Here is a 24,861-nt window from a genome sequence, read left to right as displayed (position 1 = left end):
TTTGCCGCCCTTAGGACGCAGAGCTGCCGGTGGCATTCGCCCCCCGAAAGTGATGGTCATTCCTCACCGGATCCGGCCAACGCATCCCGCATGATCGCGTAGTAGCCGGAAAGCCCTGGGATATCGGCGGCCAGCCTGTCGAAAGCGGGGTCGGATGGCGCAAGCGTGCCGGTGTATTTCGCCTCGAGAAAAGCCCGATGGGCGGCGAGGGCTTCGGCTTCGGCCTTGTGCACGACGGTATAGACAGGCGAGGGCGCGGTGCGGCCCTTGACGATGATGCGGTCGAGCTCGACGACGGTGTAGATGCTGGCGACCAGCCTTGCGGTCTCCTCGCCGAGTAGCAGGGCCACGCCATAATTCTTCGAGGCGCCTTCGAGGCGGGAGGCGAGGTTGACGCTGTCGCCGAGGCAGGAATAGTCGAAGCGGCGGGTCGAGCCCATATTGCCGACGATGCATTCGCCGGTGTTGATGCCGACGCCCATCTTCAACACATGCGGCCTGCCGCCCCGCATCGCCGCCTCTTGCTCGAGCTCGCGGTTAAGGCTCGATATCGCCGCCTGCATGGCAAGCGAGGCTTTGACGGCGTGCAGGGCATGATCGGGATCGTCGAGCGGCGCGTTCCAGAAGGCCATGATGCAATCGCCCATATATTTGTCGATCGTCCCGCCATGGTCCATCACCACGTCGGAAAGCGGCGTCAGCAGCCGGTTGATCAGGCCCGTCAGCTGCTCTGGGTCGTCCTTCAGCGTCTCGGCGATGGTGGTGAAGCCGCGTACGTCTGAGAAAAGCACCGAGAGGGTGCGCCGCTCGCCGCCGAGCTTCAGCTGCGAGGGATCGCTCGACAGGCGCCTGACTAGATCGGGCGAGATATATTGGGCAAAGGCGCGGGTGATTTGGCGCTTGTTGCGGCGCTCCTCGGCAAAATCGAAGGCGGCCTGGCCGAAGACGACAGAGATATAGGCGACCGTCGGCCCAAGCGGCGAGACGAAGACATGGGCTAGCCGCATACCGGCGGCACTGACGGCGGCGAAGGCGAGCAGCGCCGCCGCGCTCGTTACGATCGTCAGCCATCCCGTCGAGCGCCAGACGGTGGTGGCGGCCAGCAGCACCGATATCAGGATGCAGGCAGCGACCGTCGGCAGCCGGGCTTCCGCGATCGACAGGCCGCTGCGGATATTGTCGTAGATCGTCGCCTGGATCTCGACGCCGGAGACGAGCTTGCCGGTATGAACGGTGTAGGGCGTCGCAAAGGCATCGACGCCACCTTTGTCGATCGCCGGCGCATTCTGCAGGCTGAGGCCGACCAGCACGACACGGTCCTTGAAATAATCCGGCGGCAGCAGCTTCTTCGGGTCGAGCGCCTGGTAGTAGGAGACGGTGGGATAGCTGCGGGCGGGGCCGAAGGACTGGATGAGCCGGCCGGCGGGCAGAGTCTCGGGGGCCACGCCGGCGACCTTGGCCAGCATGGCGGCAAAGCCGTCCTCATAGCCCGGAATACGCCGGAAGGTGCCGTCGCCACTGAGTTCGACGGAGGCGATGCCAGTCACGGCACCTGCCTCGGTCAACTGCGGCAGCGGTGTCGCACGGATCAGTTGCGAGGCCTGCGGCGTCTCGATCAACGTCTCGTCGCCGGCAAGGACGACATCCGGGCCGACGGCGTTAGTGATCGCGTTGTCGTTCTCCGGCGTCGAGGGTTCGGCCAGGATGATGTCGAAGCCGATGACGCGGGCGCCGGCGGCGCGCAACTGGGTGACGAGCTGGGCATGAAGACTGCGCGGCCAGGGCCATTGCGCGTTGATATCGGCAAGCGAGGGTTCGTCGATCGCGACGATGACGGGTCCGCCGGGTGGCGGACGGGGATCGTCGACGGTCGAGAGATAGTCGAAGCTTCTGAGCTCGAGCAGTGACCAGGCGGGCAGGCGCGACAGCAGCGAGATGGCGATCAGCGTCGTCAGCGACAGCACGAGCAGCCTGAGATGGCGGCCCCTGGTGTGACTGGCCTGCCGAGGTTTGTCCCGCAGCCGCATCAGAAGCGGACTTTGAGCGTGCCCTTGAAGGCGCGGCCCCAGCCGGGCACACCGGGGGTGATCTCGAAGTCCTCGTCGAGCAGGTTATAGGCGGCCGCCTCCAGCTCGATGCGCTTGTCGAACGGTTCCCAGATCAGGTGGGCGTCGAGGCTCCAGTAATCGTCGAGCTTGGTGCCGAACCGATCGCCGTCGCGCTCGCCGATATAGTTGGCGGCGACCGTCGCCTTGACCTTGGCTTCGTTGACCCAGGTCAGCGCAATCTGCCCTGAATTCTGCGGTATGAAGGGAAGAGGGCCGCCATAGATCGGCTCAAGTGGATCCCGGTTTTCCGAATCCATGTAGGCATAGGTAGCCGAAAGGCCGAAACCATGGCCGAGCACGACGTTTGCTGTGACGGCAGCCCGATCGATGCTGCCGCGCGAGATCGGCAGGCTGCTATCCGAGGGAAGCGAGATCAGCGGAAAATCGATCGAGAAATCATGCAGCTCCTGGTGCTGGTACTCGACCGAGGTGAAGAAGCGGTCGGTCCATTCGGCATCCCACTGCAGGGCGACCGTATCCGTGTAACCTCGCGGATTGGTGGAAAACTGGTTGGCTTGCAGCCCGAGAACGCCGATGGGGGCAAGGGTCGGAATCCCAATATCAAAGCTCTGACGCATGAAGGCAGCACGCAGCCAGTGGTTTGGAACCGGCGCCCAGGCGAGGCCGAAGCGCGGCTCCAGCCGGGTGATATCGATGCCGTCGCCCTCCAGGCGCGTGGCAAACAAGGCGTATTCGCCCTTAAGATCCGGCGTGATCTCATGTAGCACATCGACATAGCCGCGGCCGATATCGATGGTGTTCTCATTGTGATCGAGGGGCGCCGTCAAGCCCAGAAGCGTCGTATCGACGGTGCTGCTGGCATCCATCCAGCCGCCTTCGATGCCGTAGCGAAATGTCAAAGGCCCGGCACCTATGGAATGGCTCAAAGCGCCGATATACGTTTGGGATTCGCTTTCCTGAGTGACGTTGGCAAAGGGAATGATGAAGGGAACCCCTCTGCCGATAAACACTGGGTCCAGGTCGACATCAAGCACGCTGCTGGTATTCGATTTGCTTCCTGAATAAAGCAGCGCTCCATTCAACACGTTTTCATACGCAAAAGTGTGGCTCCAGCCGATGCCGGCATATGTGCTTTCTCGTACAGTCTCCTCTGTCGTGTAGAGAGGCAGAGGGATAGGGACACGGAACACGAGTTCCATGAACCCGGTGTTTGACGACAAGGCGCTCAGCGCTCCATCATTCTTGCCGTGGTTGACGAAGGCTACCACGCGATCATCAGGTGTGACCGTTGCCGTCAGATAACCGTTGGCGCTTAGCAGCTTGTTATCCGTCTGGACACCGCCGAAATCCTGGTAGTCGCGGTCGAGCGCCAGCTCTTCCCAGGTCAGGTTGCCATAGAAGCTGATTGGGATCGTCGCGTTCGAATAACCTTGGATATCGGCCTCGCCGATGCGTCTCGTGTGGCCGTCGACGCTGTTGATGCCGCCGCCGAGCGAGCCTTCGATGAAGGGGACATCGAACAGCGTTGCCGAGCGCGAGCGGCCGGAAAGCATGTGCGGCGAAAGCAACAGGCCCTGGATGAAGGATGAGTAGCTCGACGCGTTGCCGCGGTTTTGGATGATATTGTCGTCGCTGAAGCTGGTCGCGTTGACGAAAGGAAAGATGCTACCCTTGATCGTTTGATCGATATAACCGGTGCCGCTGAAGGGATCGAAGACGGCATCGCCGTAATAGCGGCCCCAGGCATCTAGGCCCTGCAGGCGGAAGGCGTTGTTGAGCGTAGAACCAGCACTCGCATTGGCGCCGAGCGAGCTGTAATCGCCGCCGCGGGCGCGCGAGCGGCGCAGGAATTCCTGCGCGTTGCGGATCGCGCCGTCGGCGTCGTAATCGTCGATATCGACGGCGGTGCGGAAGGCCGAGATAACCGGGTCGTTCTTGTCGAGCCGGTCGGCATTGTCGAGCGCCTGCTGGGAAGGAATGCGGTCGCCTTTTTCGTAATGGGCGGCGGCGAGCATCAGCTGTGATTGCGAATGCGCCGGGTTGGCGGTGCTGGCGGCGAGCAAATCTTGCAGCGCCTTATCGCGCTCGCCAGTTTGCAGGTAGTATCGGCCGCGGGCGAGCAGGGCGATATCGAAGGATGGATCGAGCGCAATTGCCGTGTCGATCTCGTGCTTGGCTTCCTTCATGCGCCCCTGATCGAGATAGAGGATTGCGAGATTCGCGCGCAGCAAGGGGTCCTGCGGATCGAGCTCGATCGCCTTCTTGAAGGCCTTTTCCGCTTCGCCATTAGCATCGCGCGAACTCTGCAGCAGGCCGAGCGAATTCAGCGTGCCTGAACCGCCCGGGGCAAGTTCGATGGCTCGGTTCAGATCGGCAAGCGCGCCGTTGATGTCGCTCTGATAGACCGCCTTGTAACTCGCGCGGGCGGAGAGCGCCATCGGATGGTCAGGGTCGAGCGACAGCGAGCGTTCTATCGCATCCTTCATCTGCTCACGGTCGTCGGTGAGCTCCGCCAACTGGGCGCGGACCGCCGGCAGGGTCGGATCATCGGGATAGCGTTGCTCCGCTTTCTTTATGATCTCGAGCGCTGCGCGTGGGTTTTTTAGGAAGCCTGTCGTATAGGCCTGCATGATCGCGCCATAGGGGCCGGTGGTATTCGCGGGCGGCTGTTCGGCATGGGCGGGATCGGCCAGCGAGCGGGCGAAATAGCCGCCATATTGCGCCATGTTGCGGCGTGTCGGGTCGAGATGCGGCAGGGCCTTCTGGAAGAGCTTGGCGGCATCGCCATAACGCTTTTCCGAGCCGGCGATGGTGGCGTCGATCAGGTCGACGCGCGCCTGCTGGGCTGCCGTCAGTTTGCGGTCGCGGATATTCGTCAGCGTTGCGGCTGCGGCCTGGCGTCCGTCGAAGGCGCTCTGAACTTCGGCAAGTGCCAGCCAGTCTTCGGTGGTGCGGCGCTCCGGTGGCAGCGCCAACAGGCGGCGGCGTTCGGTCGCCATGCGGTCGGCCCGTAGCGGCGAAGTCGGCATCAGGTCGAAGCCGTCGCGCAGGTCCAGATAGAAGAGCATCTGTTCTCGGTCGTCAGGATTGACGCTGATGATCTTGCTCGGCGCCTGGCCGATGGTCGCCACAGCCCCTTCGCCCTCGTTCACCTCGACGCTGCCCTGCGGGTTGCTGAGCGCGACGCGGCCCTCGAGCACAATCATCGAAGTCTTGTTGCCCTCGACCGTCATCGTCCAGTCGGTGCCGCGGATTGCGGCCGCGGCGGCCGGCGTTTCCACCGTCAGGCCCTGGCCGCCGCGCTCGGCGCGCGCCCAGATCGTTCCCGATTGCAGCTCCAGCGTCGTGTCGCCGCTCGCGGCCATCTTCTTGACCTGGAGCGAGGAATTGCGGCCGAGGCGAACCTGGGTGTGATCGGAAAAGACAATGGCGAGCTGGCCGTTGGCGTTGGTGCGCAGCACGTCGCCGGTCAGGAGATCCTGATGGATGTCGACGACGCGCCAGTTCGACACGTCGATGAAGCGGACTTCTTCGCCGGTCTTGCGGGCAATGACGGAACCGGCCACCGGTGTTGCACGCTCCACCGGGTCAGCCACCGCCGGCGAAAAGCCCGGCAAGACAAGCGCAAGAGCCACCCCGGCGCGACAGATGTTTTTCCAGCGACCCAGCATGACCCAACCCCAACTCCCGCTTCCCCTTTGTCTATGTAGAAAAGAAAAGTCAAGCACATTGCACACGTGTTCTTGAATTCCCCGTGAAGTGTAATATCAGGGAAACACTTGTTGGGTGGAGTATTCATGTGAGCGAATTCGAGAGTGCAACTGAACTTATGCCAAGCGAACCGTCGACAGGTGACATTGGTGCCGGGTATTTTGACCACATCAAGAAAATCAACGACATATTCTACGATCAGATCAAGATCTCAGACCAGAAAGCCGCTTATATCTTTACCTTCATGCTGGCATTCCTGGTGAGTTCCAGCGAGGTGAGGGCGGTCTTCAGCCTGGCGCGTTACGCGACCGGGGCGCCAGGGAGCATGCTGTTCTCGGGCTTGCTTGCCGCCGCCTCGGTCTTCTCCATCCTATCGGCGATCCTCGTCGTGCTGCCGCGCCGTTTGGACACATCTACCTCGCTGTTCTGGGGCGCCTGGCAGAACCATCGCGACCTGTTCTTCGAGGCGGCACTGCGGCGCGACGAGCGCTACCTCTTCGACCAATATCTCGAAAACGCCAACATCCTCTCTGCTATCGCCCGCAGCAAATACCGCTGCGTCACCTTCGCGTTCCGCGGGCTGATGGTGAGCGTGATCGCCTATGTGCTGCTGTTGGTGGCGGTGTGAGGGTGTGATGCTTTGAGCTTATCGGTCAGCCGCGCCCGCGCTCACGAGAGCCTCATCCTGAGGCGCCCCGCGGTGGCCTCGAAGGACGAGGCGGGTGCGCCGGCGGTCGGTAGATGCAAGGAGCAGTGCCGGAGCGTGTCCTTCGAGGCTTCACCCTGCGGGCTACGCGCCTCAGGATAAGGGACCTCGGACGATGCCGCGCCGGTACCGCCCCCATTCAGCCCTCGACCTCAAGGACAAGTTCAAGTTCGATCGGCACACCTAAAGGCAGGCTAGCGACGCCGAGCACGACGCGGCCGGAGAGCTTCTCCTCGCCGAAGACCGCAAGCAGCATTTCGGATGCGCCGTCCGCGACCTTCGGATGGTCGCGGAAATCGCCTTCGGTCGCGATATAGATGCCGAGCTTGACGACCCTGACGACCCTGTCCAGCGAGCCGAGATAGTCCCTGGCGGCTGCGAGCGCGCTCAGCGTTGCCGTTTCAGCCGCCTGCCGGCCGTCTTCGGCCGTCAGCGCGCCGCCGACGCGGCCTATATACCGCGGCTCGTGGCCGACGACCGGCAGCATCCCGCTGAAGAAGACCAGGTTGCCGGTCCTTATCGCTTCGACATAGGCCCCAAAGGGCGTCGGCGGCGGGGGAAGTGTTATGCCGAGTTCCTGCAGCCGTCGTTCCGCGCCGGCTGCCTGCGCTTTCGCATGGTCTACCATCTGCCCAGATGTGCGCCGCCGTCGACGTGCAGCACCTCCCCGGTTACACGCGGCGCTTCGGTGAGGAAGATGACGGCGTCGACGATCTCCTCGACGTTTGATATGCCTGCCATCGGCGACAGCGTCTTCAGAAAATCCTTCGGATTGTCCTTGTGCAGCGGCGTGTCCACCACGCCAGGAGCGACAATGTTGAAGCGAATTCCCTCGTTCGCATATTCCATCGCCAGGTTCTTGGAGATGGCGTTGATGCCGCCCTTTGTCATCATCGAGACTGAAGCAGAGAAGCCGGCGATCGGATGATCGGTCAATGGCGTAGTGATGCTGACGACGCTACCGCCCGTTTTCTGCGCGAGCATCTGTCCGACGACCAGTTGGGTCAGATGGATGAAGCCCTCGAGATTGGTCGAGGACAATTTCTGGAAGTCGGCCATTGTGAACTCGACGAACGGCTTGGCTAGAAAAATGCCGGCATTGTTGACGAGTGCGTCGATCGAGCCGAACCGGTCGATTGCTGTCCTTGCCACCCGCGCTGCGGTTTCGGCATCGCCGATGTCGCCATCGACAAGCGCCAGTCTGTCCGAGGCTTGGAAAGCCTCCGAGGCGCTGACCTGGCGCGAGGTACCAACGACATTGTAGCCGCGCTGGATGAAAGCGTTGACGAGGCCCGCTCCGATACCCTGGGAGGCGCCCGTCACGATGACTGTTTTTCTCGTAGTCATGCTGATCTCCATAATCTGGTTCGGGCAACGCGGGCCTTGCGGTTGCAAAGGCCGGGTCGCTCGAGATGGGGCTGCTGCGAACGCGCCTCCATCGGGTTGTCTTGTTTTCGCAAGGTGAATATGGCGAAAACTCCATTACTCGATTAGATGGAAATATCTGGATTCTCTTTTGCATCCATGCAAAAATCAGAACATGGCTGATCTGAACGACATCGCGGTTTTCGTGAAAGTGGCGCAGTACGGTAGCTTCAGCCGTGCTGCCCATTCCCTCGGCATGCCGGTATCGACCGTCAGCCGGAAGGTGACGTCGCTGGAGGAGCAGCTCGGCGTGACGCTTATACAGCGCACGACCCGCAAACTGAGCCTGACCGCGCAAGGCCGGGCCTATTACGACAGGTGCAGCGAACCGCTCGCCCATCTTCTCGACGCCGAGCACGCGCTCACCGAGACACAGAGAAAACCGGAAGGTCTGCTGAAGATCTCCGTGCCAGTCATCTTCGGACAGGAGGTCTTCTACGAATTCGTCTCGGCTTTCCAGAAGACCTATCCGAAGATCCAGGTTGACCTCTTCGTCACCAACCTGTTCCTCGATCTGATCGCGGAGAACATCGATCTCGCCATCCGCTTCGGCGACCTCAAGGATTCAACCATCGTCGCGCAGCGGCTCGGCAAGAGCGTGCGTTATCTGGTCGCCGCACCGGACTATCTGAAGGGCAGGGTGCTTCCCTTGAAGCCCGAAGAGCTGAAGGACCATCAGTGCGTGCTCTTGAATGGCCGCAACGGCGAGGCGGAATGGCATCTGGTGAGCGGTCGCAAATCGGTTCGCCTGCATGTGTCGGGGCCGATATCGAGCCGGGATTTCGACGCGGTAAGCGCCTTCACCTATCGCGGGCACGGCATCGGCCTGCTGCCTTCGACCTATTGCGAGGAGCAGATCAGAAAAGGCGAACTCATCCGCCTGTTGCCGGACTGGTCGTCCGAGGAAATTTTCGTGCACGCCGTCTATCCCACACGCCGCTTCCTGCCCTCCCGATTGCAGGTCTTTCTCGAGGCGCTGAAGGCATGGAAGACCCCCTTGTGGCTTCCCTTGCATTGAGGGCTTTCGATTCCATCACTGAAAATTGAAGCTGCACGCGCGGGCGAGCGTCCAGCGTCCGCCAAGCTGTGTTAGAGTTCTCCCGCTTGGATGGCGCAGGGATTGGATTGCCAATGCTGACGACACTTGCGGTGCTTATGGGTCTTTCCGGCCTCGTCCCCATCGCGCAGACGGGGGGAAGCGAGGTCGATGTGACCCTCGTGCTTGCCGTCGACACCTCGCGGTCGATGGACTTCGAGGAGATCGGCATCCAGCGCGAGGGTTATGTCGAAGCGCTCAAGCACAAGGAATTCATCGACGCGGTGAAGGACGGGCTGACCGGCCGCATCGCCATCAGCTATTTCGAATGGGCTGGCTATGTCGTTCAGGATTCCGTCATCGACTGGCAGGTGATCGAGACGGAGGAGGATGCGATCGCTTTTGCCGATAAACTCGAAGCCCGGCCGATTGCCACGCAGCGGCGCACATCGATCTCCACCGCGATCGCCCAGGGCGCCAGCATGATCGTTTCCAGTCCCTTTCAGTCCAGGCGCCAGGTGATCGATGTCTCCGGCGATGGGCCGAACAATTCCGGCAATCCCGTCACCCCCGCCCGCGACAAGGCGGTAGAAGCCGGCATGATCATCAATGGTCTCGCCATCATGCTGCGGCCCTCCGATGCACCCAACGGGCTCGACAAATATTATGCGGATTGTGTGATCGGCGGTCCCGGCGCCTTCGTGCTGCCGGTCCGCAAAATCGAGGATTTCGCCGTTGCCGTGCGCCGCAAGCTGGTGCTGGAGATCAGTGGCCTATCCCCGCCGGCGACGGTGCAGAAAACAGCCGGCGTCGAGACGGGCGCCGACTGCCTGATCGGTGAGAAGCAATGGCGCGACATCTTCGACCGTTGATACCAGAACAGGATGATTTTAGGCCGGGGCGGCCTAAAATCTCAATCCTGTTCTGAATTAGATAGTTAGAGCATGATGTTGTCCGAAAACCGCGTACACTTTTCGGCATCATGCTCTACCGGGTCAGCGCGCCGACGTTATATCAGTCAGTATCCGGTAAGCGGCAGAGACGCGATCCTCGTTGGGATAGTTTTTGTTGGCCAGAATGACGATGCCGAGCCGCTCCTTCGGGATGAACGCGACATATGCGCCGAAACCATTCGTTGAGCCGGTTTTATTGATCCAGACATCCTCGCGCGGTTCCATTGCGGGCGTCAGTTGCTTGACGGGAATGGTCTTCAGCATCGCGCTGGAATTGTTGTCCAACAACGTCGTCAGCGTCGCCGGATAGGAATACTGCTCCCAAATAAGGTCTTGGGTCATCGCGCCGACATCGAAGTATCCCCTATGCGTGTTATTGATCGCCTGCTGGAGCTTATCGCCCAGTTCGACCAGTCCCATGTTCGCGTCGATGAACCGGATCATGTCGCTTGCTGTGGATTTCACGCCATAGGCCTCGGACGAAAGAATGGCAGGTGTCATCCGGGCAGGCTCGCCGTTCCGCTTGTAGCCTTGGGCATAATTCGCCATCCGCGATTTCGGCACATCAATAAACGTGCTTTTCAATCCAAGGGAGGGAAACAATTTGCCTTCCATCAAAGCGACGAAGCCGTCATTCATGCTTTTCGCCGTTATATATCCAAGCATCCCGATGCTTGGATTGGCGTATGTCCGGTGCGTTCCGGCGGCATATGAGGGTTTCCAGGTTGCGAGATACTCCATCAGTTGCTTCTCGGTTTTGACTTCATCGGGAACTTGAAGCGGAAATCCACCAGCCGTATGGGTGCCCAAATCCGTCAGGACGACATCGCCGAACGGCCTTCCCTTCATCGCCGGCAGATATTTGTTTGCCTTGTCCGACAGCGAAAGTCGGCCGGTCACGTCTGCGTAGGAGGTGAGGGTGACTGTAAAGGTTTTGCTGATCGATCCCAGTTCGAACATGGTCGCCGGGCTGACGGGCCTGTTCGTGTCCTTCGACTCGACGCCGTAGTTGAAGATGTGGTTCTGCCCGTCAACGGCGATGGCAACGGCCATGCCCGGAATGCCGTATTTATCCATGATTGGTCTTATCGCGGCGTCCGAGATGGCTTTCAGTTTCAGCGCGTCAGCCGCAAGGCCACTTGTGGAAATGCATGTCGAGACCAATGCGGCCGATAGAATTTTTATCCAATTACGATTCATTTTCATCCTCCGCAGGCAGCTTTTCATCAGCGCAAAGGCGCATGAGGACGGCATTTAATGGCACTGTTTTGCGGCAGCAAATGATGATATCTCGGAGGAGATCCAAGAAAATCTAGGGCTAAGATGGTTCGGCAATTCCTCCCCTTAAATGGCTTGAGGGCCTTCGAAGCATCGGCGAGACATCTCAGCTTCACCCGCGCCGCGATCGAGCTTTGTGTTACCCAGGCCGCTGTCAGCCAGCAGGTCAAAAGCCTGGAGAAGCGATTGGGGGCTGCCCTTTTTCAGCGTCTCCCGAGGGGCTTGAAAATCACCGCAGAAGGCGAAGCTCTTTTGCCGACCTTGACCAATTCCTTCGATCAGATGGCGATCATGCTGGACCGGATTGAAGCCGGGCAGGTTCGGGAATTGCTGTTCCTGGGCGTGGTCGGGACGTTTGCCGTCGGCTGGCTGTTGCCAAGGCTTTCGGATTTTCAACAGCAGCATCCGTTCATTGATGTGCGCGTTTCGACTAACAATAATCGCGTCGATATGGCGGCCGAGGGACTGGACTTTGCCATTCGCTTCGGCAGCGGCTCCTGGCACGGCACAGAGGCGCTGCGTCTGTTCGACGCTCCGCTCTCTCCTCTGTGCACACCCAAATTGGCCGAGCGTTTAAAGTCGCCTGCAGATCTGGTCGAGGCGACGCTTTTGCGGAGCTATAGGGCGGACGAGTGGAGCACGTGGTTTACCGCAGCGGACGTCCCTCCGGCGGCACAGATAAACGCCGGTATCGTTTTCGACTCTTCCCTCGCCATGATGGAAGCGGCCCTGCAAGGACTGGGGATCGCTCTGGCACCGCCGTCGATGTTTTCCAGACATCTATCCTCGGGGGCTGTTAGACAACCTTTTCCGACGACCATATCATTGGGGAGCTATTGGCTTACCCGGCTGCAATCGAGGCCGCCAACAGCAGCCATGCTTGCATTTTCCGATTGGATAACGTCGCAGAAGTCTCCCGCATCTCAATGAAGGCTTCCGGCGCACCCCAATATCCGACTTCGGTCTGCGCCCCGCGGATGGGGCCGGCGCGAAGCCGCAATGCGCGAGGCGGACTCATATCCGACGTCCGGGCCGATATAGCCGACGGGATAATCGGTTGACTGCAACAGCGAGAGGGTGGGGGACATCCTGACGTCGGCAAGGAGACCGGTGAGATTGGTGGCGAAGACACGATAAAGCGTTTCGGTATGGCGCGCGCCATACCGAAGTTCCCTTACTTCTCAGAGGATGTCACCGCCTATAGAGGTAGCTGCTTGCCGGCCTGTTCGCTGACCATGTATTCGGCGTACCAGTCCGGCCAGTTGTCGTCGTGTTTGCCGCCGTTTCGCTTCTCGTGTTCGCCGTGCGCGGTCGCCGCACGGCGCATGGCTGACGCGAGATCGGTCGAGGTCGTGAATGTCGTCCCGTCGGCGTCGATGCGTCCCGGCAGGCGCGTGGTGACTTCCTGGAACAGCCAGCCGTTGCCATCGGGATCCTTGAAGGAGGCAAAGGAGCGATAGCTGCGGTGATCGGGATCGCGGCCGGCAATGCGGAGCCGCCCGAACAGGTATGGTTCGTCCTTGCCGGCATAGACGCCGGCCGCGTCATGGAACACTTCGCTCACCTCGACGCTGCGGGCGATCAGATCACGGCGGGCGGCCTCGACGTCGGAGACGATAAGGTAAAGGCCTTGGGCCGAGCCGGGTGGCGCGGCGGTGACGTTCTTGCCGAAGATGATCGCGCAGCCGGAGCCGGGCGGGGTAAACTGGATCACACGGAAATCGGCATCATTGGCGAAGTCGGCGTCGAGCCGCCAACCCAGGCCGTCGTAAAAACGCTTGGCGCGGTCGACATCGGAAACAGGGATGACGACGACCTCGAGCTTGGTGTCGACGGGCTGTGTTCTCGGGGTCTCAATGGGGGTTTCACTGCGCATGGCATTGCTCATCTTCAGCTCCTTGGCGTTTTGGATGCGTTAAGAATGGCGATACATGTCACCGGCCAGTGGACCACAGCGCTGTGAGGCCGTCGAATCAATTATTCTGTCTAATTTGGCTGGCATTGGCGGATTCCACGCCCATTCCTGTTGAAGGCAGATCCCGGCCTGGCCATGCGAAGATCCCGCAGACGGCGCGTCACTCATGATCCGCCTTCAGCCGATGCCGGTGAGCTGCCTGTTTTGCGCGGTTGCCGCACATCGCCATACTGCACCAGCGCCGCCGGTGGCCTCGGGTGTGGTCGGCGAAGAGCAGCGTGCAGGCCGGCCCTTCGCAGGCCTTCACCGTGGAGAAATCCTCGGTGCAGACGAATTGCGCCAGCGCCTCGCCGACCGGCAGCAGCAGCGCATCGGGCGCGCGCCATTTGCGCATTGGTTGAAGTGCGAGTGTGGCATCGGCATGTCCTGCGATGATGCGGCTGAAGCCCTCGTTACGTTCGAGTAGGCGGTTCAGCGGCTCCAACTCCTCCAGGGCATTTGCCGGAAGAGGGTGGCCCTTGTGGCTGCGGACGAAATCCCGGAACCATTCGCGCAGGCTCCTTGCCTGGTCTGCGACCTTGTCGAGTTCGCCCGGCAGCGCCTGCGCTCGCATTGCCTCCAGCGTCGCATGGGGGACGAGCCCCGCCTGCTCCAGCCAGCGCAGCAGGCCTTTGCCATCATCGATCCAGTCGACTGGCGTATCGACCGGAGTGGCGATCGAATTCAAAAAATCCAGTCCCAGCGCATCGCCGACGAAAAGGGCAGGTGAGCGGTTGTCCATCATAACTCCTGTTCCGGTCGCCACGATGTGCACCGCTGGCGGTCTCTCGAAGACATGAGTGATATGTAACCTCTTAAAAGGCGCTTGACAAGTTATGCGCTCTGGGAGTAACCGTCATAAATACATCAGATAGGTTACTTTAGCAGAGCAAGGAGAACGCTGATGTCCCCCGAGAATGTGAATCTCGCGAACAGTGTGAATGTCGTATTTGTCCACGGCGCATGGGCGGATGGTTCGAGCTGGACAAAAATCATTCTGCCGCTCACCGCCGAAGGCTTGAGCGTGTTCGCGGTGCCGCTGCCGCTGACCTCCTTCAGCGACGATGTCGCAGCCCTTGAGCACACGCTGGAGCGGGTGACCGGGCCGGTGGTTCTCGTCGGCCATGCCTATGCCGGCGCGGTGATCGCTGCGACCCGGGACGAGAAGGTCAAGGCGCTGGTCTATATCGCCGCCCTGGCACCCGATGAAGGCGAGACGGTCGCCGATATCTTCTATCGCGGCGAGCCGCACCCAAGGCGCCGAAGCTCGCGCCCGACAGTCATGGCCTGATCTATCTGCCGCAAGAGGCTTTTAGCACCGCATTCGCGCAGAATGCCGAGGCGGGTGAGCAGGCGGTGCTTGCCGCCGTACAGCGGCCGATCTCGCCGGCCTGCATCACTGTTCCCGTGCCGCGCCCGCTCTGGAAGGACCGTCCGGCCTGGTTCCTGATCGCGGAACAGGACCGGATGATCGTTGCCGACAATCAGCGCTTCATGGCCGAGCGCATGCAGGCGCGGGTGCGCTCACACGCCGCCGATCACACGCCAATCGTTACGGCGCCTGCCGCCGTGCTCGACATCGTCAGGGAGGCGGCCGCCGCGGTGGCAGCCTGAATTCAACTGTCAAAACAAGGGATGAGGAGGAAATCGAGATGCACGGAGAGAAGATGACGACCGAGCGGGTGAGCGCCTTTTCAGACGCCATGATCGCGGTGATCATCACCATCATGGTGCTGGAGCTCAAGGCGCCCAAGGTTCCCGACATATCAGCCGTGCTTTCGCTCTGGCCGATCCTGGTCAGCTATGCGCTGAGCTACCTGTTCATCGCGATCATCTGGATCAACCATCATCACCTGCTGCGGCTGGTGCGCTTTGCCTCTACCCGGCTGATCTGGATCAACTTCGTGCACCTCTTCCTGGTGTCGCTGCTGCCGTTCACGACGGCCTGGATGGCGAGGACCGGCCTCGCGCCGATGCCGGTTGCCGTCTATGCCGCGGTCTTCGTGCTGGTCAATGCTGCCTATCTGATGTTCGAGCGCGAGATATTCGCGCAAGCCGAGGCGGGCGCCATGCCGGAACCCGCCCGCCGCCTGGCGCGCCGGCGGACGCTCATCGGCCTGGCGATCTTTGCCGTGGCGGGGCTCGTTGCTCCCTTCGTACCGCTCCTCGGCTTCTTCCTGATCTGCTGCGCCCTCGTTCTCTATCTCCAGCCGGAGATCTTCAACAGCCGCCAGCAAGGGCAGGCGGAATAACCAGACCGGAAATACCAATCAAGTTATCACAGCAAAGGAGACTGTCATGTCCACCATCAGATACCGCACCGCCGACGTCGACGGCTTCAACATCTTCTATCGCGAGGCCGGTTCGCCGGATGCTCCGAAGCTGCTCCTGCTGCACGGCTTTCCGAGCGCCGGCCACATGTTCCGCGACCTGATGCCGCTGCTCTCCGATCGCTTCCACATCGTCGCGCCCGATCTTCCGGGCTTCGGACGATCCGACCTGCCGGCACGCGGCGCCACTTTCGACGGGATCGCCACGACCATCGATCGTTTCACCGAAGTCGTCGGCTTCGATCGTTACGCCGTCTATGTGTTCGACTACGGCGCGCCGACCGGCTTCCGGCTGGCCGTGAAACATCCTGACCGGATCATGGCGATCATCTCGCAGAACGGCAACGCCTATGTCGAGGGCCTGAGCGAGGGCTGGAACCCGATCCGGGCCTATTGGGAGGATGCGTCCGAGGAGAACCGCAATGCGCTGAAGGCGATGCTGCAGCCGGAAACGACGGTCTGGCAATATACGCATGGGGTTGCCGATCCGACGACGGTTTCGCCCGACGGCTATTCGCTCGACAATTTCTATCTGGCGCGGCCCGGCGTCGAGGACATACAGCTCGACCTCTTCGGCGACTACAAGAGCAATGTCGCGCTCTATCCTGCCTTTCAGGATTATTTCCGCACCCACAAGCCGCCGTTCCTGGCCGTGTGGGGCAAGAACGATCCGTTCTTCCTGCCGCCCGGCGCCGAGGCGTTCAAGCGCGATAATCCCAATGCGGTCGTCCGCTTCCTCGACACCGGCCACTTCGCGCTGGAAACGCATGCCGCAGAGATCGCGGCTGCGATCCGCGATTTTCTGGCCCGCTGAGAGCAGAACCAGGCGCTGCCCGCCGGAAGGGGCGGGCGGTCGCCCAAGCCAACAGGAGAGACGACATGTCTGATACAGTTGCCATCATCACCGGCGCCAGCCAGGGCATCGGCCAGGCGACGGCGCTGCGCCTCGCGCGCGATTTTTCCGCGCTGGTGCTGGTCGCGCGCAACCGCGCCAATCTGGAGGAGACCGCGCAGGCGGTGAGGGCGGTCGGCGCGCAGGCCCTCGTCATCGGCGCCGACCTTGCTGAGCCGGCGGCGGCGCAGGCCGTGGTCGATCAGGCGCTCGGTGCCTTCGGCCGCATCGATGCGCTGCTCAATATCGCCGGCGCCGTGCCGCAGATCGATCTTTTCGAGATGACCGACGCGCAGTGGGAAGGTGGACTGGCGCTGAAGCTGCACGGTGCGCGGCGCCTGACGATTGCCGCCTGGCCGGCACTGAAGGAGACCAACGGCTCCGTCGTCCTGATGTCGGGCAATTCGGCGGTGTTTCCAAAGGCGCCTTATGCGGCGGTCGGCACGATCAATGCGGCGATCGTGGCGCTCGCCAAGGCCTTTGCCGATCGCGGCATCGCCGATAGCGTCCAGGTCAACAGCGTGCTGCCCGGCCCCGTCATGACCGGCCGGCGCCGTTCCTATCTCGAGCACTGGGCACCGTTGCACGGTGTGAGCGTGGAGGAGGCGACCGCGCATTTCCCCGAACAGGCAGGCATTGCCCGCTACGGCGAGCCGGAGGAAATCGCCGAACTGATGGCCTTCCTGGTGTCGCCGGGTGCCCGCTGGATGACCGGCTCGACGCTACGCATAGATGGCGGCGAGGTGAAGTCGATCTGATGTGGTCGACGGCGGGATTGCCCCGCCGTCTTCATCGCCTGTTGTTCTTCTGCTCGTCGAGCCGCTTTCACGCGGCGGGAGCAGCGCGGGTCTTGCCGATCGTCAGAGCCGCCTTTGCTGCCTCGCGTCCTTTCTCGACGAAATGCGCCCGGTAGATCTGCTTGTGGTGTTCGGTTTCCTGATACTGATGCGGCGTCAGCGACACCGACAGCACCGGCACACCGGTATCCATGCCGGCGCGCATCAGGCCATCGACGACGGCCTGGGCGACGAATTCGTGGCGGTAGATTCCGCCGTCGACGACGAAGGCGGCGGCAACGACAGCGGCATAGCGTCCGGTTGCAGCAAGATCGCGTGACAGCAGCGGCATCTCGAATGCGCCGGGAACATCGAACACGTTGACCTGCTCGGGCGGAATAAGCTGATGGAAGCCATCAAGGGCGCGGTCGACGATGTCGGCGTGCCAACTGGCTTTGACGAAGGCATAGCGGGTGGGTGTCACGGCAATCTCCTTTGGCGAACAGACACATCACCCAAGGCGATCACGAACGTTCCCGACAGCCGCAAGGGCGGCAGGAGCGCACGTTCTCTTTCATCCGGACTATGACCGTCGGCTCAGGCATCTCACCTGATCTGCTGACCCTTCCTGAGAAGGCGCTCGCGGGCTCGCAACCAAAATTGCATACCGCCGGTAGGGACTTTCACCCCGCCCTGAGAACGGCGCGAACAATAGGGGTAAGGTGGCGGGCTGGCAATAGGTTGAAATGCTTTCGCGGCCGGAGCTGGATCAGGGCTCCCCAAGCGGCGATTCCGCTCGTTCGTCGATGGCGACGGGCAATACCTCTTGCGGAGGAGGAGCCTGCGCCTACATTCTCTCGGTGAGGACATCCACGTCAGAAGCACGACAAGACAGGACGCGCTGTCTCCGCCTGGGCGGGGCCGTGACAACCATGGGAGAGAGTGATGCCAGAATCTTTCGTCGTCCACCGCGAGGCGCATATCGCGGCGCCGCCGGCCGCGGTATTCGCGCTGATGACCGATCCGGAGAAGATCCTGCGCTGGATGGGAACGGAAGCGCAGGTCGAGCCGCAGCCCGGCGGGCTCTATCTCGTCAACGTTACCGGCGCCCGCTTTGCGCGCGGCTCGTTTCGCGAGGTGGTGCCGGTTCATCGCCTTGCCTACAGTTTCGGCTGGGATGGCAGTGAAGTGGTGCCGCCGGGGTCGAGCCTGGTCGAGATCGACCTGATCGAACAGGGGAGCGGAACGCTGCTGCGGCTCACCCATAGCGGCCTGCCCAGCGCCGATCAATGCGCCGGCCATGCGGAAGGCTGGGCGCATTACCTCGGGCGCCTGACAGAAGTCGCCGCCGGGCGTGATCCGGGTCCCGACGCTTTTTACGGCCGGACATGAACAATTTTTGCGGGCGCGGGGCGTCTCTGAAGCGCTTGCCGCAGCGACAACAGCGGTCGGCGGGCGCTCAAACCGGCCGTACGGAAGCGCTGCTTTTTCTCCCGCAAACATGAACGCGCAGTTCATCTCCAGTTCAATTTAGCGGCCATAAAGTTGGGACGGCTGGATTGAAAATGGAGTTCACGATGAAGGCACTTTCTATCGCGGCTGCCTTGCTTGCCGGCAGCCTCTCGATCGGTACCGCGGAGGCAATGCCGATGGGGACAATCAATGTCCAGAGCAGTGTCACAAAGGTCGACTACGCCTGCGGTCGCGGCTGGCATCTGACGCGCTGGGGCGAATGCCGGCGAAGCTGGAGACGCCCGCCGCCGGTAGCTTTCTACGGTGGTCCGCCCCGCTGGGGCTGGGAGCGGCGTCACCGCGATTGGGATGGCCCGCGCTGGCGCCATGAGCGGCGCTGGGATCGCGACCGGCGTTGGCGGGATAATGACTAAAAGTCTCGCTCAGATGTAAATGGACGAAGGCCGGAGCGATTTTCGCCCGGCCTTTTCTCATGAAAAAGCGTCGCCGACGCTGACAGCCAGCGTTCTCCCGATCTGCCCGAGAGGGTCAGATCCTGCTGACGAGCCAGTGCTTGTCGTCGATCAATTCCTCGAGCTCGACGGGATCCTTGACGCCGAATTCGAACCATTCGACGAGTTCCTTTGCCTTGCGGCTGCTCTCTTCCGCCGTCAGCTCGACCTGATACCTTTCGCACCATCGCCGAAGGATCGACGTCAGCAGCGTCATGTCATTCCCATCCAGCGGATCTTTCGGCCAGAATATCGTGCCCATCGTACCCCTCAATCACACGATGACGAACGGCCCTATAATGGAATCAAAGTCGCGCAAGTTTAAAGTGTTTATTTTTTGTTTTCCACCGCGGCGAAGGGTTTTCGACAGGGGAGTGGACGTCCTTTGGGGCGACAGGTTGAGTCTATGGGAATGTCTTCACGGACACCCGCGGGGTGTCCTGATGGACGTGCGAACGTCGGCTTGTCGCACCCAGGGATGACCGCCAGCGGTCACCCCGAGGGATATCCTTGCGGACGTCCCGGCGAGCGTGCGATGTTAAGCCATGGATCTGCCATCTCCCCTTGCCTGGCTGGTTGACGAGGCCGGGGCCTCGCCTGGTCCCGAACGGTTTCTGGCCGAGCTCGGGCGCCGGTTGCTGGCCGATGGCCTGCCGATTTCCGGCGGCGCGCTGACACTTTCGGTGCCGCATCCGATCATCGCGCGGCGCACCTGGCTGTGGCGAGCCGAGACCGATGCTGTCATCGAGGCTTTGGCCTTTGCCGCGGCGCCGCAGAGCGAGGCTGGGCGCGAGTGGCTGGCTGGGCTCGGACCGGTATGGGAGGAGAGAATCGGGCCTTCGCAGGATAGTCCGATACTCGGCTGGGCGGGTATCGCCAACGGGGCAGGGGGCAGCGCATTCGGCCCGACCGAGGCTGGCCTGCTGCGCGAAGTCGCGCGTTTTTCCGTAGCCCCGCTCGCCGCTTTGGCGGCGCGGGAGGCGCGGGCCGCGCTGCTTGAAGCCTATCTCGGCAGGCGCAGCGCCGCTCGGGTGCAGGCCGGCGCCCTTGCCCGAGGCACCGGCGAAACCATCCGCGCAGCCCTTCTCTGCGCCGATCTGCGCGACTTCACCGCGCTCTCCGAAGTGACCGAGCCTCATGTGATGATATCAGCACTGGACGCCTGGTTCGACCGTGTCGCAGGCGCCGTGCATGCCTTCGGGGGCGAGGTGCTGAAGTTCATCGGCGACGGCGTGCTGGCGATCTTTCCTGTCACGGCTACGTCGAGCGAGGGCGACGCCGCCCGAGGGGATCGCGAGGCCTGCGAGGCAGCGCTTCGCGCAGTCGCCGCCAGCCGCGCCGGCATGGCCCATCTCGATCAGGTTCGCCAGGCGCAGGGGCTAGCGCCGCTGCCCTTCGGCGCAGCACTGCACTTCGGCGAGATCCTGTGGGGGAATATTGGTGCTGCCGACCGGCTGGACTTCACCGCTATCGGCTCCGCCGTCAATCTGGTCAGCCGGCTGGAAGGGCTGTGCAAGCCGCTCGGCCGAAGCGTGTTGATCTCGGGCGCGGTGGCGGCGAATACGGCGACGGCGCTGATGCCGCTCGGCGAGCACACCTTGCGCGGCATCGCCGACCCTTGCGCGGTCTTCGCCCTGCCTGCGGATTGAGCTGCGGACAGGGCACTTGCATTTACGCAAAGAAAGCTTTGCAAAGATGTCTTTGCAATAGTAGGCTTCCGGAATGAAAAATCCGCGCCCGCAGCCTGCTCAATCCGTCACCGCACCCCGCACCCTCAGCCGCGTCGTGCCCCATCCCACCGCGCTGAAGGCGCTGACGCATCCTGTCCGGCTGCGCATGCTCGGCATGCTCAGGGTCGATGGACCCGCCACGGCGACGCAGCTGGCAGTGCGGCTCGGACTGAATAGCGGCGCAACCAGCTATCACCTGCGTCAGCTCGCCCAGTACGGCTTCATCGAGGAAGCGCCGCATGCTTCGCGGCGCGACCGCTGGTGGCGTGCCAGCCACGAGCTCACCTCGGTGCCGGCAAGCGAGGTTGAGGGCGAAGCGCTGGATCTCGATCTCGCCTTCAACCAGGCGATACTCTCTCTGCAGGTCGGCCAGATGCAGCAGGCGCTGGAGGAATATGCCGAGCTGCCGGTGGAATGGCGCAAGGCGAGCACGGCCAGCGACATCATCATCCCGATGACGGCGGAACAGGCCGAAGCCCTGACCAAGTTGACCGATACCATTCTCGAAGCGATGCGGGTGGCTCCGCCTTTGGGGGAGCTGGCACCCCCGGATATGGTTCCCTTCTCGATCATGCTGCACGCCTTTCCCTATCCGGGCCGGCTCCCGCATCGCGAGGAAGATGATGGGTCATGAGGAAGGGTGGGCCATTCCTGGCGCTTGCCGCGGCCGAGACGCTTTCGCTTTCCGGCACGCGGCTGTCGACCATCGCTATTCCCTGGTTGGTGCTGAGCGCGACGGGCAGCCCCGTTTTAACCGGGCTGACAGCGATGATGGAGATGCTCCCCTATGTCGCCGCCAAGGCGCTCAGTGGGCCGCTGATCGACCGCGTCGGCCCGAAACGCATCGCTGTCGTCTGCGACACCGCCTCGGTGGCCGTGGTGATGCTGGTGCCGCTGCTCGATTGGCTCGGCCTGCTTGATATGTCGCTGCTGCTGCCTGTCGTCTTTGCCATGGGTGTGCTGCGCGGTCCATCCGATGCTGCCAAACAGGCGATGGTGCCTGATATTGCCGAATTGGCGGCGGTGCCGCTCGAGCGGGTGACAGGCCTCGTTGGTGCCATCGAGCGGCTGGCCTCGACGGCGGGTGCGGCCGGCGCCGGCGCGCTGATCGGCCTGATCGGCCCGGGCCAAGCGCTGGTGGTCAATGCCGTCACCTTCGCCGCCGCTGCGCTGATTGTGGGAGTAGGCATCCCCGGATTGCGGCGCGTCCCCGAGCTGCGCTGCATGCCCGAGGCCCGGCCGGGCGGGATGTCCTCCTATCTCGGCGATCTCAGGGAAGGCTGGCGCTTTCTGCGCGGCGACGCGGTGCTCGTCAGCATTGTCATCATGGTGGCGACCACTAACCTGCTGGACCAGGCTTATCACGCGGTGCTGCTGCCCGTCTGGACGCGGAGCTCAGGCCATGGCCCGGAATTGCTGGGGGCGATGTTTTCGGCCTTCACCGGCGCCTCGATCGCGGGTGCTGCGATTGCCGCTGCGATCGGCGAGCGGATGCCGCGCCTGATGGTTTATACCGTCGCCTTCCTGCTGACCGGATTTCCGCGCTTTCTCGTTATTGCGCTGGATGCGTCACTCCCCATCATCTTCCTCACCCTGGCAATCGCAGGATTTGCCTCGGGCTTCCTCAATCCGATCCTGTCGGCGGTGATCTTCGAGCGCATCCCCAAGCCGCTGACCGGCCGCGTCACTGCGATGAACGCCGCCCTCTGCTTCGCGCTCATCCCCTTCGGCGGCCTCGTCGGCGGCGCCCTGATCAGCACGATCGGCCTCGCCGCGGCGCTCTCGCTCACCGGGCTCGCCTATCTCGCCGCAACCCTCTTTCCCCTGGCGCTGAAGAGCTTCCGCGGCTTCGACAAGCCTATCACCCAGACCTAGCGTCGCGGTTGCGTGCCTCGCTCTGGTCTCCAAGCTCCTCGACCATCAGATCGATGAAGCGTCGGACACGCGGTTCCAGCAGGCGCTTGTCGGGATAGAGCGTGACGATCTTTACGTCGTCGGTTTCGAGGTCGGGCAGGATCTGCCGGAGGCGGCCGGTGACGAGATCGTCGGCGACGAGAAAATCGGGAAGCAGCGCGATGCCCAGTCCCGCCAGGGCGGCGTCGCGGATCGCCTCTGCGCTGTCGAGCCTCAAGCGGCTGCGGTCCTGCGCCTTGATCCAGGAACCGCCTTCCCCGCGAAAGCGCCAGCCCTGCCTTTGATTGCGGCCGGCGAAGATCAGGCAGTCATGGACCGCGAGATCGTCGATATCGCGGGGCTCGCCGCGCTCGGCAAGGTAGGCCGACGAGGCGCAGAGCCGCGCCTTATAGGTGGCGATCACGCGTGAGACCAGGCGGGTGTCCGTCGCCGTCGCGCCGATCCGGATCGCCAGATCGAAGCCTTCCTCGACGATGTCGGCCAGGCGATCGGTGAAGCTCACTTCGACCTGGATGTCGGGCCAGGCCTGAAGATATTTTTCAAGCAAAGGCAGCACGACAAGCCGCCCGAAGGCATCGGGAACGGTCAGCCGGAGAACGCCTCGCGGCGTGCTGTTCTGCCCCGCAACGCTCGCCTCCGCCTCGTCGACCAATGCAAGGATCTGCAGCCCGCGCTCGTAAAACATCCGGCCTTCGTCGGTCAGGTTCAACGTTCTCGTCGTGCGGTTGAGCAGACGCGCGCCGAGCCGGTCTTCCAGGCGGATGACAGCCTTGCCTGCCGCTGAACGCGACAGGCCCAGGGCTTGGCCGCCGGCGATAAAGCTTCCGGCATCGACGACGGCCATGAAGATCAGGATATCGTTCAGGTTCGTACGCGGCATCAGGCAACTCGAGCGGTTCGGCTACGGCATAACTCGGTCAGTCATGCGACCGATTCAAGGTTCGGAGCATCAACGTCCAACACGGCAGTAAGGTCCGAGCACTTCGCTTCTGTGTCGGCGGCCGGCGTTTTGCGCCTCGCTTTCCGCGTCAGTTGCGCGGTCGCCTATACCGGATGACATGCAGCCAGAGCCGGGGTTGTGCCGAATGAGGCAGTCGAACTAAGCTACAGCATATCGCCGAGACTCCAATGGTTGTTCCATCGGACGTCGATCTCGTCGTCGACATTCTGATATCTGATGTCGGTGGAGAGGCGCAGCCGCCGGGTGCGGTCCTGGTTGGTGGTCGAGGCGTGGATCATGTAGGGCGAGTGAAGCACCACGTCGCCGGCCTCATAATCGGCGGCGAGCCAGCGGGTGTCGAAGCGCTCCGCCATATCGGGTAGATCCTTCGAGATCCAGCCGCCTTCCGCCATGTGGCGGTTATAGGCACTGATCCGCTCTTCTGCAGAAAGATCGCCGCTTGCTGCCTGGAACTCGGCCTCCATCTTGACGCCCAGCGCGTGCGAGCCTTCGAGATAGACCAGGCCGCCCATCTCGGCGGGGATGTCGCCGATCGGAATCCAGGCCGTCACCAGGCGGCTGGTGCCGCCGCGGAGATAGACGAGATCATAGTGGGCCGGCGTGGCCGTCGGCGTTCCCGGCTGGATGAAACGCATGAGCTTGCGCTTGTGGAGATAGGAGATGCCCTGCAGGAAATCGTCCATGAAGCGGGCGAGCGGCGGTTGCGCACAGAAACCTTCATAGGCGGCTGAGCGGACGAGGGACATCAGGCGCCTGTCCCCAAGGCTCCTGTCGAAGCCGCCGGCAGACGCGATGCCCAGAGAAAAATCGCTGCCGGGATCGACCAGCCCGGTTTCGGCGAGATGTTCGAAAACCCAGCGGCGAAAATCGATCACATCGGCCCGCGGGAGAAGGCCTTTCAGCCAGACATAGCCATCGTCCTGGTAGCGGCGGCGGATGGCGTCGATGCCGATGCCGGGATCGGTCGGCGCGAGCCAACCGATCCGCTCAACGGGCAAGGTTCTGCCGTTTGCGGCAAGAGGCAAATCCATCTTGCGAGCTTGTATGACCTCCGCAGCAATTGACATTTCACTCCTCCGTCGCTTGAGTTGACTTGCCATCAATTACCTGATCCGGCATACCAACCGACATAGAGGAAATTGATAGCTGGACTTTTCGCTCA

The 24,861-nt window shown here is 62.3% G+C and carries 23 protein-coding genes, 1 pseudogene and 1 riboswitch; of the genes and pseudogenes, 13 read left to right on the top strand and 11 right to left on the bottom strand.

What is annotated here, in order from left to right:
* Positions 1-56 precede the first annotated feature (56 nt).
* Positions 57-2,027: a CHASE2 domain-containing protein gene (locus AC245Y_RS14090; RefSeq protein WP_017994617.1), complete on the bottom strand. Its 1,971-nt coding sequence runs from the start codon at positions 2,025-2,027 to the stop codon at positions 57-59.
* On the bottom strand, positions 2,027-5,740 hold the full coding sequence (locus AC245Y_RS14085; protein WP_017994616.1) for a FecR domain-containing protein: 3,714 nt from the start codon (positions 5,738-5,740) through the stop codon (positions 2,027-2,029). The genes AC245Y_RS14090 and AC245Y_RS14085 overlap by 1 nt, the downstream gene beginning before the upstream one ends.
* 128 nt (positions 5,741-5,868) lie before the next feature.
* Between AC245Y_RS14085 and AC245Y_RS14080 the strand changes: the two genes are divergently transcribed.
* On the top strand, positions 5,869-6,408 hold the full coding sequence (locus AC245Y_RS14080) for a Pycsar system effector family protein (protein ID WP_017994615.1): 540 nt from the start codon (positions 5,869-5,871) through the stop codon (positions 6,406-6,408).
* A gap of 217 nt (positions 6,409-6,625) precedes the next feature.
* Here AC245Y_RS14080 and AC245Y_RS14075 read toward each other — a convergent pair whose 3' ends face one another.
* The gene (locus AC245Y_RS14075) at positions 6,626-7,114 is read right to left on the bottom strand and encodes a RidA family protein (protein ID WP_012758143.1); all 489 of its coding nucleotides are present in this window, start codon (positions 7,112-7,114) and stop codon (positions 6,626-6,628) included.
* Positions 7,108-7,833: an SDR family NAD(P)-dependent oxidoreductase gene (locus AC245Y_RS14070; protein ID WP_017994614.1), complete on the bottom strand. Its 726-nt coding sequence runs from the start codon at positions 7,831-7,833 to the stop codon at positions 7,108-7,110. The genes AC245Y_RS14075 and AC245Y_RS14070 overlap by 7 nt, the downstream gene beginning before the upstream one ends.
* A 193-nt stretch (positions 7,834-8,026) precedes the next feature.
* Between AC245Y_RS14070 and AC245Y_RS14065 the strand changes: the two genes are divergently transcribed.
* Both AC245Y_RS14065 and AC245Y_RS14060 read left to right on the top strand, forming a co-directional pair.
* Complete coding sequence (locus AC245Y_RS14065) at positions 8,027-8,929, top strand: LysR family transcriptional regulator (protein ID WP_012758141.1); 903 nt, start codon at positions 8,027-8,029, stop codon at positions 8,927-8,929.
* Positions 8,930-9,042: 113 nt separating this feature from the next.
* Positions 9,043-9,819 carry a DUF1194 domain-containing protein gene (locus tag AC245Y_RS14060; protein WP_017994613.1) on the top strand — a complete coding sequence of 259 codons (777 nt, stop codon included), beginning with the start codon at positions 9,043-9,045 and terminating at the stop codon, positions 9,817-9,819.
* Positions 9,820-9,942: 123 nt separating this feature from the next.
* Here AC245Y_RS14060 and ampC read toward each other — a convergent pair whose 3' ends face one another.
* Complete coding sequence (gene ampC, locus AC245Y_RS14055; protein WP_017994612.1) at positions 9,943-11,100, bottom strand: class C beta-lactamase; 1,158 nt, start codon at positions 11,098-11,100, stop codon at positions 9,943-9,945.
* Positions 11,101-11,223: 123 nt separating this feature from the next.
* Here ampC and AC245Y_RS14050 point away from each other — a divergent pair, with 123 nt between their 5' ends.
* Entirely contained in the window at positions 11,224-12,108 is an 885-nt protein-coding gene (locus AC245Y_RS14050) for a LysR family transcriptional regulator (protein WP_017994611.1), read from the top strand.
* 268 nt (positions 12,109-12,376) lie between these two features.
* Here AC245Y_RS14050 and AC245Y_RS14045 read toward each other — a convergent pair whose 3' ends face one another.
* Together AC245Y_RS14045 and AC245Y_RS14040 are read right to left on the bottom strand one after the other, a co-directional pair.
* A complete protein-coding gene (locus AC245Y_RS14045; RefSeq protein ID WP_017994610.1) occupies positions 12,377-13,066 on the bottom strand; it encodes a VOC family protein in 690 nt (229 codons plus the stop codon).
* 187 nt (positions 13,067-13,253) lie between these two features.
* On the bottom strand, positions 13,254-13,874 hold the full coding sequence (locus AC245Y_RS14040; RefSeq protein ID WP_012758136.1) for a CGNR zinc finger domain-containing protein: 621 nt from the start codon (positions 13,872-13,874) through the stop codon (positions 13,254-13,256).
* Positions 13,875-14,036: 162 nt separating this feature from the next.
* Between AC245Y_RS14040 and AC245Y_RS14035 the strand changes: the two are divergent.
* From AC245Y_RS14035 to AC245Y_RS14020, 4 genes and pseudogenes are all read left to right on the top strand, one after another.
* Positions 14,037-14,746, top strand: a pseudogene (locus tag AC245Y_RS14035) (alpha/beta fold hydrolase).
* A 38-nt stretch (positions 14,747-14,784) separates the two neighbouring features.
* Positions 14,785-15,384 (top strand): TMEM175 family protein, encoded by a 600-nt coding sequence (locus AC245Y_RS14030; RefSeq protein WP_017994608.1) that lies wholly within the window; start codon positions 14,785-14,787, stop codon positions 15,382-15,384.
* A 46-nt stretch (positions 15,385-15,430) separates the two neighbouring features.
* Entirely contained in the window at positions 15,431-16,276 is an 846-nt protein-coding gene (locus tag AC245Y_RS14025; protein ID WP_012758133.1) for an alpha/beta fold hydrolase, read from the top strand.
* 65 nt (positions 16,277-16,341) lie between these two features.
* A complete protein-coding gene (locus AC245Y_RS14020; RefSeq protein ID WP_017994607.1) occupies positions 16,342-17,112 on the top strand; it encodes an SDR family oxidoreductase in 771 nt (256 codons plus the stop codon).
* 67 nt (positions 17,113-17,179) lie between these two features.
* On the opposite strand, the gene AC245Y_RS14015 is transcribed toward AC245Y_RS14020, so the two are convergent.
* Complete coding sequence (locus AC245Y_RS14015) at positions 17,180-17,614, bottom strand: 6,7-dimethyl-8-ribityllumazine synthase (RefSeq protein WP_017994606.1); 435 nt, start codon at positions 17,612-17,614, stop codon at positions 17,180-17,182.
* A 78-nt stretch (positions 17,615-17,692) separates the two neighbouring features.
* Positions 17,693-17,835: riboswitch (FMN riboswitch) on the bottom strand.
* A gap of 240 nt (positions 17,836-18,075) precedes the next feature.
* Here AC245Y_RS14015 and AC245Y_RS14010 point away from each other — a divergent pair.
* Positions 18,076-18,522, top strand: coding sequence for an SRPBCC family protein (locus AC245Y_RS14010; protein ID WP_017994605.1), 447 nt, complete (start codon positions 18,076-18,078; stop codon positions 18,520-18,522).
* Between the two features lie 185 nt (positions 18,523-18,707).
* Positions 18,708-19,016: a GCG_CRPN prefix-to-repeats domain-containing protein gene (locus AC245Y_RS14005; protein WP_017994604.1), complete on the top strand. Its 309-nt coding sequence runs from the start codon at positions 18,708-18,710 to the stop codon at positions 19,014-19,016.
* 115 nt (positions 19,017-19,131) lie between these two features.
* On the opposite strand, the gene AC245Y_RS14000 is transcribed toward AC245Y_RS14005, so the two are convergent.
* Complete coding sequence (locus AC245Y_RS14000; RefSeq protein WP_011652655.1) at positions 19,132-19,356, bottom strand: hypothetical protein; 225 nt, start codon at positions 19,354-19,356, stop codon at positions 19,132-19,134.
* Positions 19,357-19,639: 283 nt separating this feature from the next.
* Between AC245Y_RS14000 and AC245Y_RS13995 the strand changes: the two genes are divergently transcribed.
* The 3 genes from AC245Y_RS13995 to AC245Y_RS13985 all read left to right on the top strand — a co-directional run bounded on the left by AC245Y_RS13995 (position 19,640) and on the right by AC245Y_RS13985 (position 22,699).
* Complete coding sequence (locus AC245Y_RS13995) at positions 19,640-20,743, top strand: adenylate/guanylate cyclase domain-containing protein (RefSeq protein ID WP_017994603.1); 1,104 nt, start codon at positions 19,640-19,642, stop codon at positions 20,741-20,743.
* Between the two features lie 73 nt (positions 20,744-20,816).
* Positions 20,817-21,458 carry a winged helix-turn-helix domain-containing protein gene (locus AC245Y_RS13990; protein ID WP_017994602.1) on the top strand — a complete coding sequence of 214 codons (642 nt, stop codon included), beginning with the start codon at positions 20,817-20,819 and terminating at the stop codon, positions 21,456-21,458.
* Positions 21,455-22,699 carry an MFS transporter gene (locus tag AC245Y_RS13985; RefSeq protein WP_017994601.1) on the top strand — a complete coding sequence of 415 codons (1,245 nt, stop codon included), beginning with the start codon at positions 21,455-21,457 and terminating at the stop codon, positions 22,697-22,699. The genes AC245Y_RS13990 and AC245Y_RS13985 overlap by 4 nt, the downstream gene beginning before the upstream one ends.
* Here the strand turns inward: AC245Y_RS13985 and AC245Y_RS13980 are convergent.
* Together AC245Y_RS13980 and AC245Y_RS13975 are read right to left on the bottom strand one after the other, a co-directional pair.
* On the bottom strand, positions 22,686-23,618 hold the full coding sequence (locus AC245Y_RS13980; protein WP_017994600.1) for a LysR family transcriptional regulator: 933 nt from the start codon (positions 23,616-23,618) through the stop codon (positions 22,686-22,688). The genes AC245Y_RS13985 and AC245Y_RS13980 overlap by 14 nt on opposite strands.
* Positions 23,619-23,842: 224 nt before the next feature.
* Complete coding sequence (locus tag AC245Y_RS13975) at positions 23,843-24,766, bottom strand: phytanoyl-CoA dioxygenase family protein (protein WP_017994599.1); 924 nt, start codon at positions 24,764-24,766, stop codon at positions 23,843-23,845.
* Positions 24,767-24,861 lie beyond the last annotated feature (95 nt).

It is taken from the genome of Rhizobium sp. SRDI943 (assembly GCF_057653695.1).
This window is presented reverse-complemented; position numbering and strand designations above follow the sequence as displayed.

Bases quoted from the DNA above. Each gene is read 5' to 3' on its own strand.
- AC245Y_RS14090 (WP_017994617.1), bottom strand. From the start codon at position 2,027: ATGCGGCTGCGGGACAAACCTCGGCAGGCCAGTCACACCAGGGGCCGC.
- AC245Y_RS14085 (WP_017994616.1), bottom strand. From the start codon at position 5,740: ATGCTGGGTCGCTGGAAAAACATCTGTCGCGCCGGGGTGGCTCTTGCG.
- AC245Y_RS14075 (WP_012758143.1), bottom strand. From the start codon at position 7,114: ATGGTAGACCATGCGAAAGCGCAGGCAGCCGGCGCGGAACGACGGCTG.
- AC245Y_RS14070 (WP_017994614.1), bottom strand. From the start codon at position 7,833: ATGACTACGAGAAAAACAGTCATCGTGACGGGCGCCTCCCAGGGTATC.
- AC245Y_RS14065 (WP_012758141.1), top strand. From the start codon at position 8,027: ATGGCTGATCTGAACGACATCGCGGTTTTCGTGAAAGTGGCGCAGTAC.
- AC245Y_RS14060 (WP_017994613.1), top strand. From the start codon at position 9,043: ATGCTGACGACACTTGCGGTGCTTATGGGTCTTTCCGGCCTCGTCCCC.
- ampC (WP_017994612.1), bottom strand. From the start codon at position 11,100: ATGAATCGTAATTGGATAAAAATTCTATCGGCCGCATTGGTCTCGACA.
- AC245Y_RS14050 (WP_017994611.1), top strand. From the start codon at position 11,224: ATGGTTCGGCAATTCCTCCCCTTAAATGGCTTGAGGGCCTTCGAAGCA.
- AC245Y_RS14045 (WP_017994610.1), bottom strand. From the start codon at position 13,066: ATGAGCAATGCCATGCGCAGTGAAACCCCCATTGAGACCCCGAGAACA.
- AC245Y_RS14040 (WP_012758136.1), bottom strand. From the start codon at position 13,874: ATGGACAACCGCTCACCTGCCCTTTTCGTCGGCGATGCGCTGGGACTG.
- AC245Y_RS14030 (WP_017994608.1), top strand. From the start codon at position 14,785: ATGCACGGAGAGAAGATGACGACCGAGCGGGTGAGCGCCTTTTCAGAC.
- AC245Y_RS14025 (WP_012758133.1), top strand. From the start codon at position 15,431: ATGTCCACCATCAGATACCGCACCGCCGACGTCGACGGCTTCAACATC.
- AC245Y_RS14020 (WP_017994607.1), top strand. From the start codon at position 16,342: ATGTCTGATACAGTTGCCATCATCACCGGCGCCAGCCAGGGCATCGGC.
- AC245Y_RS14010 (WP_017994605.1), top strand. From the start codon at position 18,076: ATGCCAGAATCTTTCGTCGTCCACCGCGAGGCGCATATCGCGGCGCCG.
- AC245Y_RS14005 (WP_017994604.1), top strand. From the start codon at position 18,708: ATGAAGGCACTTTCTATCGCGGCTGCCTTGCTTGCCGGCAGCCTCTCG.
- AC245Y_RS14000 (WP_011652655.1), bottom strand. From the start codon at position 19,356: ATGGGCACGATATTCTGGCCGAAAGATCCGCTGGATGGGAATGACATG.
- AC245Y_RS13995 (WP_017994603.1), top strand. From the start codon at position 19,640: ATGGATCTGCCATCTCCCCTTGCCTGGCTGGTTGACGAGGCCGGGGCC.
- AC245Y_RS13990 (WP_017994602.1), top strand. From the start codon at position 20,817: ATGAAAAATCCGCGCCCGCAGCCTGCTCAATCCGTCACCGCACCCCGC.
- AC245Y_RS13985 (WP_017994601.1), top strand. From the start codon at position 21,455: ATGAGGAAGGGTGGGCCATTCCTGGCGCTTGCCGCGGCCGAGACGCTT.
- AC245Y_RS13980 (WP_017994600.1), bottom strand. From the start codon at position 23,618: ATGCCGCGTACGAACCTGAACGATATCCTGATCTTCATGGCCGTCGTC.
- AC245Y_RS13975 (WP_017994599.1), bottom strand. From the start codon at position 24,766: ATGTCAATTGCTGCGGAGGTCATACAAGCTCGCAAGATGGATTTGCCT.